General features: G+C 69.3%; 16 protein-coding genes. 11 read left to right on the top strand and 5 right to left on the bottom strand.

What is annotated here, in order from left to right:
- The first annotated feature begins 124 nt into the window (after window positions 1-124).
- The 5 genes from ACOJUJ_RS22075 to ACOJUJ_RS22055 all read left to right on the top strand — a co-directional run bounded on the left by ACOJUJ_RS22075 (window position 125) and on the right by ACOJUJ_RS22055 (window position 2,936).
- Window positions 125-556, top strand: a complete 432-nt coding sequence (locus ACOJUJ_RS22075) for a hypothetical protein (RefSeq protein ID WP_420129080.1) — start codon at window positions 125-127, stop codon at window positions 554-556.
- 45 nt (window positions 557-601) lie between these two features.
- A complete protein-coding gene (locus tag ACOJUJ_RS22070) occupies window positions 602-1,072 on the top strand; it encodes a cupin domain-containing protein (RefSeq protein ID WP_420129079.1) in 471 nt (156 codons plus the stop codon).
- A gap of 304 nt (window positions 1,073-1,376) precedes the next feature.
- Complete coding sequence (locus tag ACOJUJ_RS22065) at window positions 1,377-2,033, top strand: alpha/beta hydrolase (protein ID WP_420129078.1); 657 nt, start codon at window positions 1,377-1,379, stop codon at window positions 2,031-2,033.
- Window positions 2,030-2,638, top strand: coding sequence for a flavin reductase family protein (locus ACOJUJ_RS22060; protein WP_420129077.1), 609 nt, complete (start codon window positions 2,030-2,032; stop codon window positions 2,636-2,638). The genes ACOJUJ_RS22065 and ACOJUJ_RS22060 overlap by 4 nt, the downstream gene beginning before the upstream one ends.
- Window positions 2,639-2,753: 115 nt before the next feature.
- Window positions 2,754-2,936 carry a hypothetical protein gene (locus ACOJUJ_RS22055; RefSeq protein WP_420129076.1) on the top strand — a complete coding sequence of 61 codons (183 nt, stop codon included), beginning with the start codon at window positions 2,754-2,756 and terminating at the stop codon, window positions 2,934-2,936.
- Window positions 2,937-3,065: 129 nt separating this feature from the next.
- Here ACOJUJ_RS22055 and ACOJUJ_RS22050 read toward each other — a convergent pair whose 3' ends face one another.
- Both ACOJUJ_RS22050 and ACOJUJ_RS22045 read right to left on the bottom strand, forming a co-directional pair.
- On the bottom strand, window positions 3,066-3,221 hold the full coding sequence (locus tag ACOJUJ_RS22050; RefSeq protein WP_420129075.1) for a hypothetical protein: 156 nt from the start codon (window positions 3,219-3,221) through the stop codon (window positions 3,066-3,068).
- A 171-nt stretch (window positions 3,222-3,392) separates the two neighbouring features.
- Entirely contained in the window at window positions 3,393-3,764 is a 372-nt protein-coding gene (locus ACOJUJ_RS22045; RefSeq protein WP_420129074.1) for an arsenate reductase family protein, read from the bottom strand.
- A 273-nt stretch (window positions 3,765-4,037) separates the two neighbouring features.
- Between ACOJUJ_RS22045 and msrB the strand changes: the two genes are divergently transcribed.
- Entirely contained in the window at window positions 4,038-4,460 is a 423-nt protein-coding gene (gene msrB, locus ACOJUJ_RS22040; RefSeq protein WP_420129073.1) for a peptide-methionine (R)-S-oxide reductase MsrB, read from the top strand.
- A 250-nt stretch (window positions 4,461-4,710) separates the two neighbouring features.
- Here msrB and ACOJUJ_RS22035 read toward each other — a convergent pair whose 3' ends face one another.
- Window positions 4,711-6,009 carry a LeuA family protein gene (locus ACOJUJ_RS22035; RefSeq protein ID WP_420129072.1) on the bottom strand — a complete coding sequence of 433 codons (1,299 nt, stop codon included), beginning with the start codon at window positions 6,007-6,009 and terminating at the stop codon, window positions 4,711-4,713.
- A gap of 162 nt (window positions 6,010-6,171) precedes the next feature.
- Between ACOJUJ_RS22035 and ACOJUJ_RS22030 the strand changes: the two genes are divergently transcribed.
- Together ACOJUJ_RS22030 and ACOJUJ_RS22025 are read left to right on the top strand one after the other, a co-directional pair.
- Window positions 6,172-7,398 carry a M20/M25/M40 family metallo-hydrolase gene (locus ACOJUJ_RS22030; RefSeq protein ID WP_420129071.1) on the top strand — a complete coding sequence of 409 codons (1,227 nt, stop codon included), beginning with the start codon at window positions 6,172-6,174 and terminating at the stop codon, window positions 7,396-7,398.
- A 200-nt stretch (window positions 7,399-7,598) separates the two neighbouring features.
- A complete protein-coding gene (locus ACOJUJ_RS22025; RefSeq protein WP_420129070.1) occupies window positions 7,599-7,928 on the top strand; it encodes a hypothetical protein in 330 nt (109 codons plus the stop codon).
- A gap of 73 nt (window positions 7,929-8,001) precedes the next feature.
- Here the strand turns inward: ACOJUJ_RS22025 and ACOJUJ_RS22020 are convergent, their stop codons facing one another.
- Complete coding sequence (locus ACOJUJ_RS22020; protein ID WP_420129069.1) at window positions 8,002-9,003, bottom strand: sugar phosphate nucleotidyltransferase; 1,002 nt, start codon at window positions 9,001-9,003, stop codon at window positions 8,002-8,004.
- A gap of 1,024 nt (window positions 9,004-10,027) precedes the next feature.
- On the opposite strand from ACOJUJ_RS22020, the gene ACOJUJ_RS22015 reads away from it, so the two are divergent.
- Together ACOJUJ_RS22015 and lon are read left to right on the top strand one after the other, a co-directional pair.
- On the top strand, window positions 10,028-10,417 hold the full coding sequence (locus ACOJUJ_RS22015; RefSeq protein WP_420129068.1) for a DUF1499 domain-containing protein: 390 nt from the start codon (window positions 10,028-10,030) through the stop codon (window positions 10,415-10,417).
- Window positions 10,418-10,432: 15 nt separating this feature from the next.
- Window positions 10,433-12,895, top strand: a complete 2,463-nt coding sequence (gene lon / locus ACOJUJ_RS22010) for an endopeptidase La (protein WP_420129067.1) — start codon at window positions 10,433-10,435, stop codon at window positions 12,893-12,895.
- Between the two features lie 410 nt (window positions 12,896-13,305).
- On the opposite strand, the gene ACOJUJ_RS22005 is transcribed toward lon, so the two are convergent.
- The gene (locus ACOJUJ_RS22005; RefSeq protein ID WP_420129066.1) at window positions 13,306-13,497 is read right to left on the bottom strand and encodes a hypothetical protein; all 192 of its coding nucleotides are present in this window, start codon (window positions 13,495-13,497) and stop codon (window positions 13,306-13,308) included.
- Window positions 13,498-13,776: 279 nt separating this feature from the next.
- Between ACOJUJ_RS22005 and ACOJUJ_RS22000 the strand changes: the two genes are divergently transcribed.
- Window positions 13,777-15,453 (top strand): AfsR/SARP family transcriptional regulator, encoded by a 1,677-nt coding sequence (locus ACOJUJ_RS22000; RefSeq protein WP_420129065.1) that lies wholly within the window; start codon window positions 13,777-13,779, stop codon window positions 15,451-15,453.
- Window positions 15,454-15,573 lie beyond the last annotated feature (120 nt).

Here is a 15,573-nt window from a genome sequence, read left to right as displayed (position 1 = left end):
GTACTCCCGTACTCCCGTACTCCCGTACTCCCGTACTCTCGTACTCTCGTACTCTCGCACTTTCGCACTCTCGCACTACATTACCGCGTCCGCATCCACACAAACCCGATCCGAAAGCCGACGCATGGCCAACATGCTTTACTACGCCCACTCCGGGCTGCGCTTCCTGGTGCTGCTGTCCGCGGTGATCGCCATCGCGGTGCTGTTGTGGGGGTGGAGTTCGCGCCGCGAGTTCGGCGGGCAGTCGCGTGCCGTCACGGCGGTGTTCAACGGCGCCCTGGGGCTGCAGTTTCTGCTGGGCATCGGCACCGTTCTCACCCGCCCCTGGTACGGCGCGCTGATCGGCCACCTGATCATGATGGTGGCGGCGATCGGCGCGGCGCACGGCATCACCGGCTACGCCAAGAAGCAGCCGGACCCGCGCCGGGCGCACATGATCTCGCTGATCGGCGTGGCGCTGTCGCTGCTGCTGATCGTGGGCGGCATCATGGCCATCGGCAGAACCCCGTTGCAGATGACGGCCGGCCCGGGCACCGCCACGACAACCGACCGCTGACGACGGGTGCCAGCATCCACTGCCCAGGATCAAGGAAGTGATTCGATGAGTGAAGCAGCGGGTTTTGACGCGCCGGGTGCGGTGGAGGGCGGCGGCGGGATTCTGGTGATCCGCGGCAGCGGCACGCACCGCGCGTGGAACGGCATCCGCTACAAGACGGGGATGTCGGCGGCCAACGTGGGCGCGAAGAAGCTGTCGATGAACGTGGCGACCATCCCGCCCGGCGCGGTGGCGCACGCGCACGTGCACATGGACTTCGAGGTGATGCTGTACATCCTGGAAGGCCGCGTGCGCCACGAGTACGGCCCGCACCTGCGCCAGAGCGTGGAGAACGGCCCCGGCGACTTCATCTTCATCGAGCCCGGCGTGCCGCACGAGGTGTTCAACCTCAGCGACACCGACCCCGTGGTCGCCGTGGTCGCCCGCTCCGACTCCGGCGAGTGGGAGAACATCGTGGTCTACGACCGCGAAACGGGCGAGCTGGGCACGACGAACGAGCCGGTTCCGCGTTCGTGAGACGCAGTGCTACGGGTGTCTCCATCCCTGCGCACCCGTTGATTTCCTGAGGGAGGCGCCGCGCTGCATCCTGTTTGTACGACGCACTCTGACGCCGACCGAAGGATCTTGTTTGCCTGACCGGGGGACGTGAACGGCTCCCGATGCTGGGTCTCGCGCGACCCGACAAAGATCCTTCGGTCGCGCGCAGGCTTCTGTGGTTATGAAAGTTACGGGCGTGCGCTCCCTCAGGATGACACCGCGCTTCCGTTGGGACGACATCCCGTCCAATCAACGCTCGATCGTACTACATCAAGGATCAAGGATGCTGCAATACGAGCAGGTGGTGCCGCCGGAGGCACGGGACGGGGCGCCGCTGGTGGTGCTGCTGCACGGGCGCGGGGCGGACCGCTTCGACCTGCTGAGCCTGGCGCCGCACCTGGCGCCCGGCGCCGTCGTCGTGACGCCGCAGGCGCCGCACAGCGGCACACCGTGGGGGTACGGCCCCGGCTGGGCGTGGTACCGCTACCTGGGCGGCAACACCCCCGAGCCGCAGAGCTTCGAGCAGTCGCAGCAGGCGCTTGCGGAGTTCCTGACGGCGTTGCCGGGCACGCTGCCGATCCGCACCGGCCCGGTCGTACTCGGCGGATTCTCCCAGGGCGGCACGATGTCCGTTGGCTACGCGCTGCGGAACCCCGGCGCCGTGCCGCTGGCGCTGTGCCTGAGCGGATTCCTGGCCGATCATCCCACGGTCCGCGCCACGCCGGAATCCGTGCGCGGCACCCGCTTTTTCTGGGGCCACGGGACGATGGATCCCTCCATCCCCTTCTCCATGGGCGAGGAAGGACGCGCGGCGCTGCGGGCGGCGGGAGCGGAACTGGAGACGCGCGACTACCCCATGGGCCACGGGATCAGCCCCGATGAAGCGCGCGACATCCGCGACTGGATCGCGCGGACGCTTCCGGCAGCGGACGCGGCGTGATCTGGGACACCGCCGCGCTGGGCGGACGCGAGCGGTACCAGCTGCTCACCTCGCTGGTGGTCCCCCGCCCCATCGCGTGGGTGTCGACGAGATCGCCGGAGCGGCGGCGCAACCTGGCGCCGTTCAGCTACTTCGCCGCCGTCGCCTCCACGCCGTTCCTGGTTTCCGTTTCCATCGGCAGCCGCGGCGGCGTGGAAAAGGACACGCTGCGCAACATCCGCCAGACCGGCGCCTTCTGCGTGAACCTGGCCACCGAGCCGCAGCTGGTGCCGATGAACGAGAGCGCCGGCGAGTACGGCCCCGACGTGGACGAGTTCGAGCGCGCCGGCCTGGCCTCGGCGAACGCGGAGTCCGTGGACGCGCCGTACGTGGCCGACTGCCCCGCCGTGCTGGAGTGCCGCCTGTTCAAGGTCGTGGAGCTGGAAGGCGGGCCCAACACGCTGGTGATCGGCGAGGTGCTGCGCGTTCGCCTTGCCGACGACATCCCGCTCATCCCCGGCACCCTCTACGCCGACACCACCGCCCTGCGCCCCGTCGGCCGCCTGTGGGGCGACCTCTACGCCACCATCGGCGACATGCCCGCCCTCAAGCGCCCCAGCGTCTGATTCCCCGCGGGACGACCTCCCTCACCCCGTCCAGCGTCCCCGGCACGGCACGGGACTGGCTTCCGTGCGCGCTTCGTTCCGCCGGGATGCGTTCACCTGGATGAGGGAGATGACGATGAAAAAGCTTCGCCTGGACGTCGATCGGTTGCGGATCGAGTCGTTCCCCACCGGCCCCGCCGCCGAGACGCGCGGCACCGTACGCGCGAACGATGCGACACCCACGTGCACCGGCCAGACCTACGACGACACCCTCTGCGGCGTCTCCCAGGCCTGCACCCGGATCCCCGGCCTCTGCTGAGGCGGAGTTCCGCGGGCACCGATCCTGGGGTAACGCCCGCCGGCGCACGACGCCCCGGCGGGCGTTTCTACACAGAAAGAGCCCGGCGGGAGCGCTCCCCGCCGGGCTCTTTCTTGCGCGTTGGCTACCTTACGCCATCGGGGTGCACGAGGTGGTGCACTGCTCGATGCAGCTCTTCCGCGAGATCCCCTCCACCACGAATCCTGCCTGCATCCGGTCCATGTCCGGCGCCGTCGCGAACGTCTCCACGCCCAGCGACTCCAGGTCCAGCGTCAGCTTCTTCATTGCTCGCCTCTCCAGTAGAAGGATCGGAGCACCACGCTCCCGTTCCGCGCGCCCGGTCGCCGAACGCACGAAGCCTGTCCGGAGAAGCATGGGTGGCGCGCGGAAAATCGGCAAGACATTCGCCCCGAAAACGACACTAATCCCGCTGCTCCTGCGGCGCGCCGTAGCCGCTCAGGCCGAGGTGCCGACCAGCTCGTCCACCCGCTTCGCGCTGAATCCGGCCGTGGCGCGGTCGCCGCGGACGATGACGGGGCGGGTAACGAAGGTGTACTCCTCCGTCATCAGCCGGAGCAGGTCATCTTCCGAAAGCTGCTGCTCATGCAGCCCCATCTGCCGGTATTTCATGGCGCGCCGGGAGAACAGCTTGTCCGCGCTCCCCACCTTGCGAGCCAGCTCTTCCACCTCCGCGCGGGTCAGCGGCTGCGTTTTCACGTCCCGGAACTCCTGGATCGCCACGCCGCGTTCCTGCAGGTACTGCATCGCACGCTGGCACGTCGTGCAGTACGGAAGCCCGTATACCTCAACCTTCACGCTACTGGCCATCACGACCTTCTCCTGGAGGAATTGCCACGGCACCCTGGGACGATCCGCCGTCTGTATCAAGAGAACCGGGGAGGATGGCTTTCGGCAACCTCCCGTCCAGCGCGTCGCTCGCCGGGCCGTGGAGGCTGGGGGCGAGAAGCCCGGCGCGGAGCGCGGGGTGAAGCGCGGTTTACGACTTGCGAGGCGCGGTTCCGGGACGCACGAAGTGGATTGCCGGTCCGTGGCGGACGGTCCCGGATCCGGCCTGGAACCTCACGAGGAGACGAGTGGACGATGATGGAAAAGCTGCGGCTTAGCGACGACGAGTGGCGCAGGAGGCTATCGCCCGAGGAGTACGCGGTGCTGCGGGAGCACGGCACCGAGGCGCCGTGGGACGGGTGCTTTCTGGAAACCCACGAGCCGGGCACCTACGTCTGCGCGGGCTGCGGAAACCCCCTCTTCCGGTCCGGCGAAAAGTTCGAGTCCGGATCGGGCTGGCCGTCGTTCACCCACCCGGTATCCGCCAACGCGATCAGCAACCACGAAGACCACGCCTACGGCGTGATTCGCACCGAAGTGCGTTGCGCGCGCTGCGAGGGCCACCTGGGCCACGTCTTTCCGGACGGACCCCCGCCCACGGGGCTGCGGTACTGCATCAACTCCGTCAGCATGAAGCACGTACCGGAGGGAGCACCGATCCCGCTCGTCGTGGAATAGGCGCACCGCGCCTCGTACCGGCCCGTCCGCGCGCTCACCCGCCTGCTCGCGTGGCGGGTGTCGCCGGCTGCGCCCGGACGGGATCTCACAACCCGATCACCTCTCCAATCGGGAACCGAAGGCCGCAGGGCGCGGCTGCAAACCAGCATCAAACCCCTGGTCGCACCGCGCGTGGTGCGACCAGGGAAGTCCGGCGCTTCCCCGCGCCGGTGAGCATGCCGTGCCAGAGGCACGCTGACCGATCTGTTCGTTACACCGTCTCCGCCAGGGGCGCGGTGGCGGAGGCCATGTGCACGCTGTGGGCGCGGCAAAGGGCGTGCACCTCGTCATCCGTAAAGGTGTGGTCGCAGGTCTTGGCGGCCTCGAACACGTAGCTGCACAGCCCCTCGTCGGTCTCGTCGTAGCCGTGCGAGCGCAGCCAGTAGCGCACGTTGCTGATGCCGCTCATCGGCGAGATCTCGATCACCTGGCGCAGGCCGAACCACCCGGCGGGAACGCCGGAGTAGATGCGGTCCGCCAGCCACGCGTCGCCCTTGCTCTCGGCCTTGATGATGGCGGCCGCGTGCACGCCCGTCCCGGTGCGGAACGCGTCGTGGCCAAAGACGGGCCAGTTGTACGCCAGGGGCACGTGGCACGCCTGCGAGGCCAGCTCCACGTACTCGTTGAGCCGCGACACGTCCCAGTCGTGCAGCCCCAGCAGCTTGAGGTTGACGAGCAGCAGGTCCATCTCGGCGTTGCCGCAGCGCTCGCCGATGCCCAGCGCGGTGCCGTGGATGCGGTGCGCGCCCGCTTCGATGGCCGCCAGGCAGTTGGGGATGGCCAGGCCACGGTCGCGGTGGCCGTGCCAGTCCACCTTCACGTCCTCGCCTGAAGGTTTGACCACCTCGTCCAGGACGAAGCGGATCAGCTGGCGGACGCCGTGCGGGGTGGCGTGGCCCACGGTGTCGCAGACGCAGATGCGCCGCGCGCCGCACTCGATCGCCGTCCGGTACAGCGCCTTGACCACCTCGGGCGCCGCGCGGGTGGTGTCTTCGGTCACGTACATCACCGGCAGATCGTTCTCTACCGCAAAGCCCACGGTGTCCTCGGTGGCGCGCAGCATCCGGTCCAGCGTCCAGTCCTCGGCGTACTGGCGGATGGGGGACGAGCCGATGAACGAGGCGACCTCGATGCCGATCCCCACCTTTTGCGAGATGTCGACGATGGGCTGCACGTCGGCACGCACGGTGCGGGCGGCGCAGTTGGGCTGGATGGCCAGCCGGCCGTCCACGATCTCGCGCGCCAGGGCCTCCACGTCGTGCACGGCGCGCGGGCCGGCGCCGGGAAGGCCGATGTCGGCGGAGGCGATACCCAGCTCGTCCATCAGGTGCAGCAGGCGGATCTTGTCCTCGACGGCCGGATCGTGCACGGACGGGGACTGCAGGCCGTCGCGCAGCGTCTCGTCGTTCAGCTGCACGCCGTGGCGGGTGGAGTAGTCGAACGACCCTTCCAGGGTGTTCCAGTCGTAGATCAGCTCGCTCTCCTGCATCGTCTGCGGCCCTTGCGGCATGGTCTGGAAGTTGGGATGCGGCGCACGTTGCCGGCGGAGGGCCGGTTCGCACATTTTGTACAGAGTCTGAACCTAACTCACTGCCCCGACGCAAGAAAAGTCCCGCAAATCCGACGGGCGGGTTTGACAGCGAGCCCCGGCGGCGGCACAATCCGCGCTCCCGTGGCCCCTATTACTCTGTACCGGATGGCGACCCTGCGCGACGTTACGGCCTTTTCGGCGCTCCGCCCGCTGCGGCAGCGCGTACACCAGACGGATGACGACACGCTGGCCGAGCAGATTGCGCTGGTGCGCATTCCCGCGCCCTCGTTTGCCGAGCAGGCACGCGGCGATTACGTGTTCGCCCGCTTTCGCGAGATTGGCCTGGCGGACGTGCGCCGCGACGCCGTGGGGAACGTGCTGGGCGAGTGGCGTCCGGACGGGGCAAAGGGCGCGCCGGTGGTGGTGGCCGCGCACCTGGACACGGTTTTTTCCGCGGAAACCGACGTGGAGCCGCGCCGCAAAGGCAAGCGCATCCACGCGCCGGGAATCACGGACAACTGCCGCGGGCTGGCGGGGATGCTGGCCGTCGCCGGGGCGGTGGCGGGGTCAGGCGTCGCGGCGGAGCACCCCGTCCTGTTTGCCGCGACTGTGGGCGAAGAAGGGATCGGCGACCTGCGCGGCGTGAAGCACCTTTTCCGGGAGGACGGCGGATTTCGGGAGGCCGCGGCGTGCGTGGCGCTGGACGGATCGGGGATGCGGCGCATCGTCCATCGCGCCATCGGGTCGCGGCGGCTGCGGATCGAGGCGGAGGGGCCGGGCGGCCACTCGTGGTCCGACCGCGGCGTGCCGAACCCGGTCCTGGCGCTCGCCGGGACCGCGGGTGGCCTCCGGGCGATGCCCCTTCCCCACCCCGACCGCACGTCGCTGACGGTGGCGCGCATCGGTGGAGGGAGCAGCATCAACTCCATCCCGGCGGATGCGTGGATGGAGCTGGACATGCGCAGCGAGGCCACCGGGGTGCTGGGGCCGATGGAGGAGAGCGTCCGCGGCGTGCTTCGGGACGCGGTGGAGCTGGAGAACGCGTCGCGCCGCGCGGGGACGCACCCGCTGCACGCCCGCGTACATCTGATCGGCGACCGCCCGTCCGGCGAAACGGCGGCGGATCACCCGCTGGTGCGTGCCGCGGCCGCCGTCACCGCGTCGCTGGGCGCGCGCGCGGAGCTGGTGGGCTCGTCCACGGACGCCAACGTGCCGATGGCGCTGGGCATCCCCTCCATCGCCATCGGCGTGGGCGGCGACAGCGGCGGCATCCACACGCTGGACGAGTGGTACGCGAACGACGGCGGTGCGCTGGGGGTGGAGCGGGCGCTGCTGGTGGTGCTGGCGGCGGCTGCGGTGAGCGGGTGAACGGGTGAACGGGTGAACGGGTGTGAGGGTGTGAGGGTGTGAGGGTGCAATTGCTCCTTGGAATACGAGGAAAGCCGCAGCGTCATTCACGCCGAAACATGGAACTTGCTCCGCACATAAATAGACACAATATTGCGATCGCCCTCATCGCTCGACCCTCAATCGCGGGCGGCATTTCACCCTCCCATGAGAAGCGAACCATGCGCAAGGTAAAGCTGGATCTCGATACGCTGGACGTGGAGTCGTTCACAACAAGTGGTGCGGAAAAGGATAGCGGCACCGTGCTGGGGCACGCGTCGCTGGCGTGCACAGGCGAGAACGGCAACACGTGCGGCGGTGGAAATAGCTGCCACGGCGGGTATACCTGCGACGGCGCCGCCACGTGCAACTACCGCACATGCGACACGGTTTGCGGCACCTACTACTGCGTCACGGCCGACTCGTGCCAGTTCAGCTGCGTGTACACCTGCGCCGTCGCCTGCAGCGGAGGGCACACGTACTCCTGCGTCCCGGGCACCAACTGCCCCTAAACGGGGGTGTCGAACGACGGCGGCCCCTCCCCGAGACTTCGGGGAGGGGCCGCCTCTGCTTCCGCACTACCGCTCACGCCCCGCCGATCGTCACCACTGAGTGGTCGCCCAGGTCCACCTGGCCGCGCACGCCGCTCACCTTCACATCGCGCCCGATCAGCGAGTTGTCGAGGTCCGAGTTCTCGATGCTCGACTTTTCGCCCACGATGGTGTGGCGCAGCTTGCTGCCCCGCACGACCACACCGGCGGAAAGGGTGACGTTGGGGCCGATCTCGCTGCCCTCCAGCGTCACGCCGTCCGCGATGTGCACCGGCTCCACGATGGTTACACCGTCCGCGACCGACTCCGGCCGGCGGCCGCGGGTGGTGCCCAGGACGTGCGCGTTGGTTTCCAGCAGCGTCTCGGGCTTGCCTGCATCGTACCAGCCGTGCACGGGCTCCACCTTGAGTTTGGCGCCCTGGTCCACCATGTACTGGAACGCGTCGGTCAGGTAGTACTCGCCGGCGCCGCCGGGTGGGCTGTTCATCACATGGCGAATGCCTTCGAACAGCAGCTTCCAGTCGCGGATATAGTACAGGCCGATGTTGGCCAGCTTGCTCACGGGCTCGCTCGGCTTCTCGATGATCTTCTGCATGAAGCCGTTCTCGTCCGTCACGATCACGCCGAAGCGCTGGTAATCCTCCACCTCCATCGCCCAGATGACCCCGGCCACGTCCTCCGGCAGCCGCTTGACCAGCGAAAGGTCCGCGTCGAACAGCGTGTCGACGAAGATGATCAGCATCTCTTCCTGGACGAACGGCTCGGCCAGGCGGATGGCGTCGGCGGTGCCCAGCTGCTCCACCTGCTCGGTGTAGTCGGCCTTGAAGTCCGGGTACTCTTCCTTCATGAACGCTTCCACCTTCTCCTTCAGGTGGCCCGTGATGAGCACGGCTTCGTTCACGCCCAGCTCGCGCAGGTCGTCCAGAATGTAGCTGAGCACCGGCTTGTCGCCGACCTTGAGGAGCGGCTTGGGGACCAGGTGGGTGTGGGGACGCAGTCGGGTGCCCTTCCCCGCCACCGGCATGACGACTTTCACTCGAAATTCCTCCGGCTCTGGTATCTGCAGGTAACCTGCGCGCGATTTTACGTAGCTGCTGGGCCCGAGCGCGTCGGCTGTCATCTCGCCGAGCGCCCCCTACTCGCCTGGGCTCGCACCTCCCCCAAAAAACCCTGGGGGAGGTGGACTTCGATCCCGCCACGGCGGATATCCTGCCGGCCGCTGGGGGGCCCCTTTACTCGCCTAGGCTCGCACCTCCCCCAAAAACCCCTGGGGGAGGTGGACTTCGATCCCGCCGCGGCGGAGATCCTGCCGGCCGCGGGGGCCCCCTCACTCGCTTAGGCTCGCACTTCCCCCAAAAAACCCTGGGGGAGGTGGACTTCGATCCCGCTGCGGCGGATATCCTGCCGGCCGCTGGGGGCCCCCTTACTCGCTTAGGCTCGCACCTCCCCCAAAAAACCCTGGGGGAGGTGGACTTCGGTCCCGCTGCGGCGGATATCCTGCCGGCCGCTGGCGCTCCCGAACTCGCCTAGGCACCCACCTCCTCCAAAAAACCCTGGGGGAGGTGGACTTCGGTCCCGCTGCGGCGGAGATCCTGCCGGCCGCTAAGCGCCCCCTTACTCGCTTAGGCTCGCACCTCCCCCAAAAACCCCTGGGGGAGGTGGACTTCGATCCCGCTGCGGCTGGCGGATGCGGGAAGGCCTGCTACGCGCACAGGACTCGCCTCACATCAACCTTCCCCCAGGGTTTATTGGGGGATGGTGCCCGCCCGGATGGGGGCGCGCCAGGGCTCACCATCCACTGCGGCACCCGCCAGCCGCCGCCCCGCCCGGGCAGTTTCCATACCGTAGCCCTGACCCGCGGCAACATACCTGTGAGAGGCGAACGCGGTCAAACCGAAATCACATCACACCCGTTCACCCGTTCACCCGCTCACCCTCACACCCGCTCACCCTCACACCCTCACACGCCCCTTCTCCCCTCCACGCCTTCTGCAACGTAGATTCGGCCCAGCGACGCGCCGGAGAGCGGCGGCGCGGCATCATCTACATCCACGCGATCCATGAGCCTGCTGCAAGCGCTCACCACCAACCGCGCCTTTACCGACGCCGAGGCCGACGATCCGCGGCTGCGGGAGCGCGCCTACTCCATCCCGTTTGCCCAGGTATGGGCGGCGGCGCTGGAGATCGCGGAGCAGACGCGCGGGTGGATCGTCGTCAGCAGTGACCCGGTGGGGGGCGAGATCGTCGCGGAGGCAACCACGCGGCTGTGGAAGTTCACCGACGACGTGTGGGTCCGCATCTCGCTGGACGACGAGGGGCAGACCCGCGTGGAAATGGCCTCAGCGTCGCGAAAGGGGGCCGCCGACCTGGGGACCAACGCGCGGCGAATTGCCCGGTTCTTGCGGACGCTGGACGGCCGCCTTTTCGGAAGCAAACGCACAAACCGTTAGACCGAAAGCAGTTGGATGCCACTCACCAGCGCAACCAAAGCCTCGTACCAGCTCGCCGAGCGGGTGCCGGTGCTCCCCATCCGCAGCACCGTGGTGTACCCCTCCGGCGCCACGGCGCTCCAGATCGGCTACGCCCCCAACGTCGAGGCGCTGAACGCGCACCCGGAGCCGGAGCTGATCGTCGCCATCGTCTCCACGCTCGATGACGGGCAGGACATCCCGCCCCGCTCGCTGGAAAAAGTAGCGACGGCCGTGCGCGTGCTGGACCGGCTGAACCTGCCCGGCGGAACCATCCAGACCACGCTGCAGGGGCTCAGGCGCATTCACCTGGACGACGTGCGCTTCGAGGACGGCTTCTACACCGCCCGCGTGCGCACCGTCGAGGAGCAGACGCTCTCCCCCGACGCGGCCGAGCCGGTGGTGGAGCGCATCCTCACCACCGTCGCCGGGCTTGCCGCCAAGGTGGACCGGGTGCCCGACGAGGTACCCCGCATTCTGCGCATGAACCTGGGCGACCCCGGCCGCTTTGCCGACCTGGCCGCCACCCTATGCAACCTGAAGCTGCCCGACCGCGACGCCGTGCTGCAGGAGCTGGACGTGGCAAAGCGGCTGGACCTGGTGCTGGAGTCGCTGGAGCAGGCGTGGGAGCGGGCGCGCGAGGTAGAGGCGGTCGCGGGCGAGGAGGGCGCCGCGGCGACGGCGGAGAGCCAGCCGCGCACCGGCCGCGACCGCACGTCCGAGATCCGCCGCCGCATCCAGTCGCTGCAGGCGGAGCTGGGCGAGCTGGACCCGCTGGAGCGCGAGGCGGACGAGATGCTGCGCAAGCTGGAGATGGCGCGGCTTCCCCAGCGCGTGGCCGCCGCCGGCCGCCGCGAGGCGGAGCGGCTGCGCTCCAGCACCACGACGGCGCAGGAAGCCACCGAGATCCGCGCCTACCTGGACGCGCTGATCGCCGTGCCCTGGACCCGGCGCGCCGGGGACGGGACCATCGACCTGGACGCGGTGGAAAAGGCGTTCGGCGAAGAGCACCTGGGGATGGACGAAAGCAAGGAGCGGCTGCTGGAGGTGCTGGCCGTGGCCAACCTGCGCAACGACCTGCGCGGGCCGATCCCCTGCATCGTCGGGCCGCCGGGCGTGGGCAAGCGGACGCTGGCGACGGCGGTGGCGCGCGGACTGGGCCGGCCCGTGGTGCGGCTGGAGCTGGGCGGGCGCGACGAGGCGCAGCTGGTGGGGACGCGGCGCACGCGGACCGGCGCGCAGATGGGCAAGGTGATGGAGCTGATCGCCGGCGCGGGGGTCAAGAACCCCGTCTTCATCCTGGAAGAGCTGGACGAGCTGGGGCTGGGAAGCGTGGAGGGAGACCCGGTCGAGGCCATGGAGGAGGTGCTGGACCCGGAAAACCGCGAGGAGTTCACCGACCGCTACCTGGACCTGCCGTTCGACCTGTCCGAGGTGCTGTTCGTGGGCGCCGCGGGCGACTTCTACCGTATTCCGCGCGACCTGCGCGACCAGCTGATCGAGATCCGCATTGCCGGCTACACGCCGGAGGAAAAGATCGTCATCGCCCGCGACTGGCTGTTCCCGCGCATCGTAAAGGAGCACGGGCTTACCGCGGAGGAGGTGAAGATCGAGGACGAGACGCTCCTGTTCCTGACCCGCGGCTATGCGCGCGACGCCGGCGTGGGCAACCTGCGCCGGTCGCTGGCGGCGGTGATGCGCTACCTGGCCCGCGAAAAGGCGGAGGGCAAGGGCCGGGGATGGACGATCACACAGGAGATGATCGAGGAGATCCTGGGCTTTCAGCGCTATTCAACGACGCCCGCGGAGATCCGGCCGGAGGTGGGCGTGGTGACGGGGCTGGCGTGGACGGCCTCCGGCGGCGAGCTGATGTTCATTGAGGCGCTCAAGATGCCGGGGACGGGGCGGCTGGTGATCACCGGCATGCTGGGCGACATCATGCGCGAGTCGGTGAACGCCGCGTACAGCTACGTCCGCTCCCGCGCCGACGAGTTGGGGATTGACCGCGAGGTGTTTGGCGACAACGACATCCACGTGCACTTTCCCGTGGGCGCCACGCCCAAGGACGGCCCCTCCGCGGGCGCGGCGGTCACGCTGGCGCTGGCCTCGTCGCTGGCCGAGCGCCCCGTGCGCCACGACATGGCCATGACGGGCGAGGTGACGCTGCGGGGAAAGATCATGGAGATCGGCGGGGTCAAGGAAAAGGTGCTGGCGGCGTACCGGGCGGGGATCACGAACGTGGTGCTTCCCACGGGCAACAAGCGCGACCTGCGCGACGTGCCCACGGACGTGCGCGAGGGGATGGAGTTTCACTACGTGGAGCGGATGGACCAGATCTTCGACCTGGCGCTGCTGGGTGAGGGGCGCGTGGTTCCCGCCTACGGCGACGGCGAAGCCGCCCCCGTGAGCCGCGAGTCCGAGCGCCAGGCCGCGCGTGGAGAAGCGTCCGAAGGGCACTGACCCCCGCGGACGCACGGCGGGAAATGGATACCATCTCCCGGATTCCGATGTGCAGTGAGGGGGAACGATTTTCACGCGGAGGCGCGGAGAAAACAGAAGAGGCGCGGAGGGAACGCCCCAAACGCCTCCGCGCCTCATCCGTTCCTCCGCGCCTCCGCGTGATGCTTTTCCGTCGTTCCTCTGATTGCACAACGGACTGCGAGATATGGTATGACATCGAAGGGAGCCGGCGGAGTCGTTCTCCGCCGGCTCCCTTCGGCTTCGTGCGGTACTTTCGCGTCTTCAGGCGTGAATGGATAGGGCGATGACGAGCCGCAAACGAGAATGCCAGCTCACGGGTCCCTCTCAACAAGGAGGGGCGGCCACCGCCGCGGTGACCGCCCCCTGTTGATTGTCGTCTGACGTGCGGATCAGGTACCGGAGCCGATGGTCCCTCCCCCACGCTTGGTGGTATCGTTCTCGATGGTGGTGGTGTCCGGCGGCGGGGGGTTGCCGTCGTGCGCGGCGGCCGCGGCGTCCGTGTGGGCGGGCTCGGTGGCGGCGGGGCCGCACGCGGCGGCCGCGAGAAGGAAGGCACCGGCGAGGATGGACTTGCGAAGCATGGTTCCCGTCTCCTGAGGGAGGGTTGGCTGCGGGACGTCGGCGGGGGTGCCTAGCGTCCGCGGAACACAGCCTAATCGGCCTCCCGCACCCCGTTCGCACCGCCTCCGCACGGCATTCGCACATCCGGGGGCATCGGTGCGCACCTTCTCCGCACGGGGGTGAACAGCAATCGCACACCCGCCTGTGCGCCCCTGTGCCATTGCGGGGGGGCGTGCCGAACGGGATAATTTGCGGGCTGCAAAGTACCCACTTTGCTCCCTAACCGGCGCATACGGATCGTGTACCTCAGGACTCTCGGACATCCCGTTCTCGTAAGCTCCGACGGCGGGACCGTCGGCTCGCTGCGCACCAAGGACCTTGCGCTCCTCGTCTACCTGTGCGTGGAGGGGGCAGAGGTGCAGGCGCGCGGCCGGCTGGCCACCCTGCTGTGGGGCGAAAACACCGAGGAAGCGGCGCGACACTCCCTTACCCAGGCGCTGCGCCGCATCCGCGCGGTGCTTCCGGGGTCGCTGCGCAGCGGCAACCAGGTGGTGCACTGGGCGGCGGCGCTTCCCTGCGACGCCGTGGAACTGCTGCGGGGGGACGTGGATCCCGCCCGGGTGGACGAGAGCTTTCCGCTCTACGGGGGCGAGTTCCTGGCCGGCTTCGACGCGGGCTCCGGGGCGGAGGGCTTCGCGGAGTGGGCGGAGGGGCGCAGGCCGGTCATCCGCCAGGCGGCCCTGCGCCGGCTGGAGGCGGCGTGGACGGACGCCGCGGCCCGGCGCGACTGGCCGCGCGCGCTGCGGCTGGCGGAGCGCGCGGTGGAGATCGACCCCATCGCCGAAACGGCGCGGCGCGGGGTGATGAGCGCGCTTGCCGGGTCGGGCGAGCGCAACCGGGCGCTGCGGTACTACGAGACGTTCACCGAGTGGCTGGACCGCGAGATGGTCGCGGAGCCGGACCCGGACACCCGCGCCCTGGCCGAGCAGCTGCGCGCCGAGGCCGCCGATCCCCCGCCCGCTCCGCCCCCACGGACGATCCGCGCGAGTCCCGCGCCGCCGGCGGCCCCCCCGCCTCCGCCCGCCGATCCGCCGCGGGAGGCGGACGGCGGGCCGATCGCCTCCACGCAGCTCGGCGCGGGGCTGGATCCACCCGATGCACCCGCTCAGGCGGCTCCCGTGCAGCCGTCGAAGGCGGCGCCGCGGCTGAACCGGCTGGTGAGCGCCCCCACCCCCGGCGGGGACCGCAAGCGGCGCCCGGGGATGGTCTCGGGCGCGGTGCTGATGGCGGCGCTGGTGGGGCTGGGGATCTGGATGTCGGACGGCCAGCGTCTCCCGGCGGAGGCCGTCCAGCACGCCGAGCAGCTGGGCCATGGGGAGACGGTGCGCGTCGCGGGCGAGGACCGGCTGTACCTGGCTTTTGGCGAGATGCTGTACGCCTACCCGGATTCCGCGACGCTGCTGGCGTGCACCGGGCACCAGCCCCACGCCGTGCGCGAGCTTTCACGGCTGCCGGACTGGCCGCGGGCCACGCTTCCGTCGGTCCGGCAGCACCCGTGGCTCCGGGGTCCGGGCCCCATCGTCACGGACCACCCCGAGAACAAGCCGGCGTTCGTCGTCATCGGCTGCATCCTGTCCCCCGTGCCCGATCCGGCCACGCTGGACTCCATCTTTGGCGCCGGGGCGCTGGAGCGCATGACGGAGGTGCCGGATTCGGTGCTGCTGCGGATGCCGCGCGTGTTCGCGGCGCGGGGACACCCCGTCCGCCCGCCGGGCACCCTGATCCGCTCGCCCGGGGGAGGGATCCAGTGGATCACCTACCACGGCGGCGCCCTGGCGGTGCCGGACTCCACCGTGCTCGCCACCTACTGCCGCGCGCCCAGCCACGCCGTCCCGGTGAGCGACGGCGAGTTCCGCTACTACCACCCGTTCGGCAACCTGCACCCGGCGAGGACGGAGTGCCGGGGAGCGGGGTAGGTGTGAGGGTGTGAGGGTGTGAGGGTGTGAGGGTGTGAGGGTGTGAGGGTGTGAGGGTGTGAGGGTGTGAGGGTGTGAGGGTGTGAGGGTGTGAGGGTGTGAGGGTGTGAGGGTGTGAGG

The organism is Longimicrobium sp. (assembly GCF_048594345.1).
GTDB lineage: Bacteria > Gemmatimonadota > Gemmatimonadetes > Longimicrobiales > Longimicrobiaceae > Longimicrobium.
The sequence above is the reverse complement of the archived record's forward strand: the minus strand, read 5'-3'. Positions and strand labels throughout refer to the sequence as shown.

Bases quoted from the DNA above. Each gene is read 5' to 3' on its own strand.
- ACOJUJ_RS22075 (WP_420129080.1), top strand. From the start codon at position 125: ATGGCCAACATGCTTTACTACGCCCACTCCGGGCTGCGCTTCCTGGTG.
- ACOJUJ_RS22070 (WP_420129079.1), top strand. From the start codon at position 602: ATGAGTGAAGCAGCGGGTTTTGACGCGCCGGGTGCGGTGGAGGGCGGC.
- ACOJUJ_RS22065 (WP_420129078.1), top strand. From the start codon at position 1,377: ATGCTGCAATACGAGCAGGTGGTGCCGCCGGAGGCACGGGACGGGGCG.
- ACOJUJ_RS22055 (WP_420129076.1), top strand. From the start codon at position 2,754: ATGAAAAAGCTTCGCCTGGACGTCGATCGGTTGCGGATCGAGTCGTTC.
- ACOJUJ_RS22050 (WP_420129075.1), bottom strand. From the start codon at position 3,221: ATGAAGAAGCTGACGCTGGACCTGGAGTCGCTGGGCGTGGAGACGTTC.
- ACOJUJ_RS22045 (WP_420129074.1), bottom strand. From the start codon at position 3,764: ATGGCCAGTAGCGTGAAGGTTGAGGTATACGGGCTTCCGTACTGCACG.
- msrB (WP_420129073.1), top strand. From the start codon at position 4,038: ATGATGGAAAAGCTGCGGCTTAGCGACGACGAGTGGCGCAGGAGGCTA.
- ACOJUJ_RS22035 (WP_420129072.1), bottom strand. From the start codon at position 6,009: ATGCCGCAAGGGCCGCAGACGATGCAGGAGAGCGAGCTGATCTACGAC.
- ACOJUJ_RS22025 (WP_420129070.1), top strand. From the start codon at position 7,599: ATGCGCAAGGTAAAGCTGGATCTCGATACGCTGGACGTGGAGTCGTTC.
- ACOJUJ_RS22015 (WP_420129068.1), top strand. From the start codon at position 10,028: ATGAGCCTGCTGCAAGCGCTCACCACCAACCGCGCCTTTACCGACGCC.
- lon (WP_420129067.1), top strand. From the start codon at position 10,433: ATGCCACTCACCAGCGCAACCAAAGCCTCGTACCAGCTCGCCGAGCGG.
- ACOJUJ_RS22005 (WP_420129066.1), bottom strand. From the start codon at position 13,497: ATGCTTCGCAAGTCCATCCTCGCCGGTGCCTTCCTTCTCGCGGCCGCC.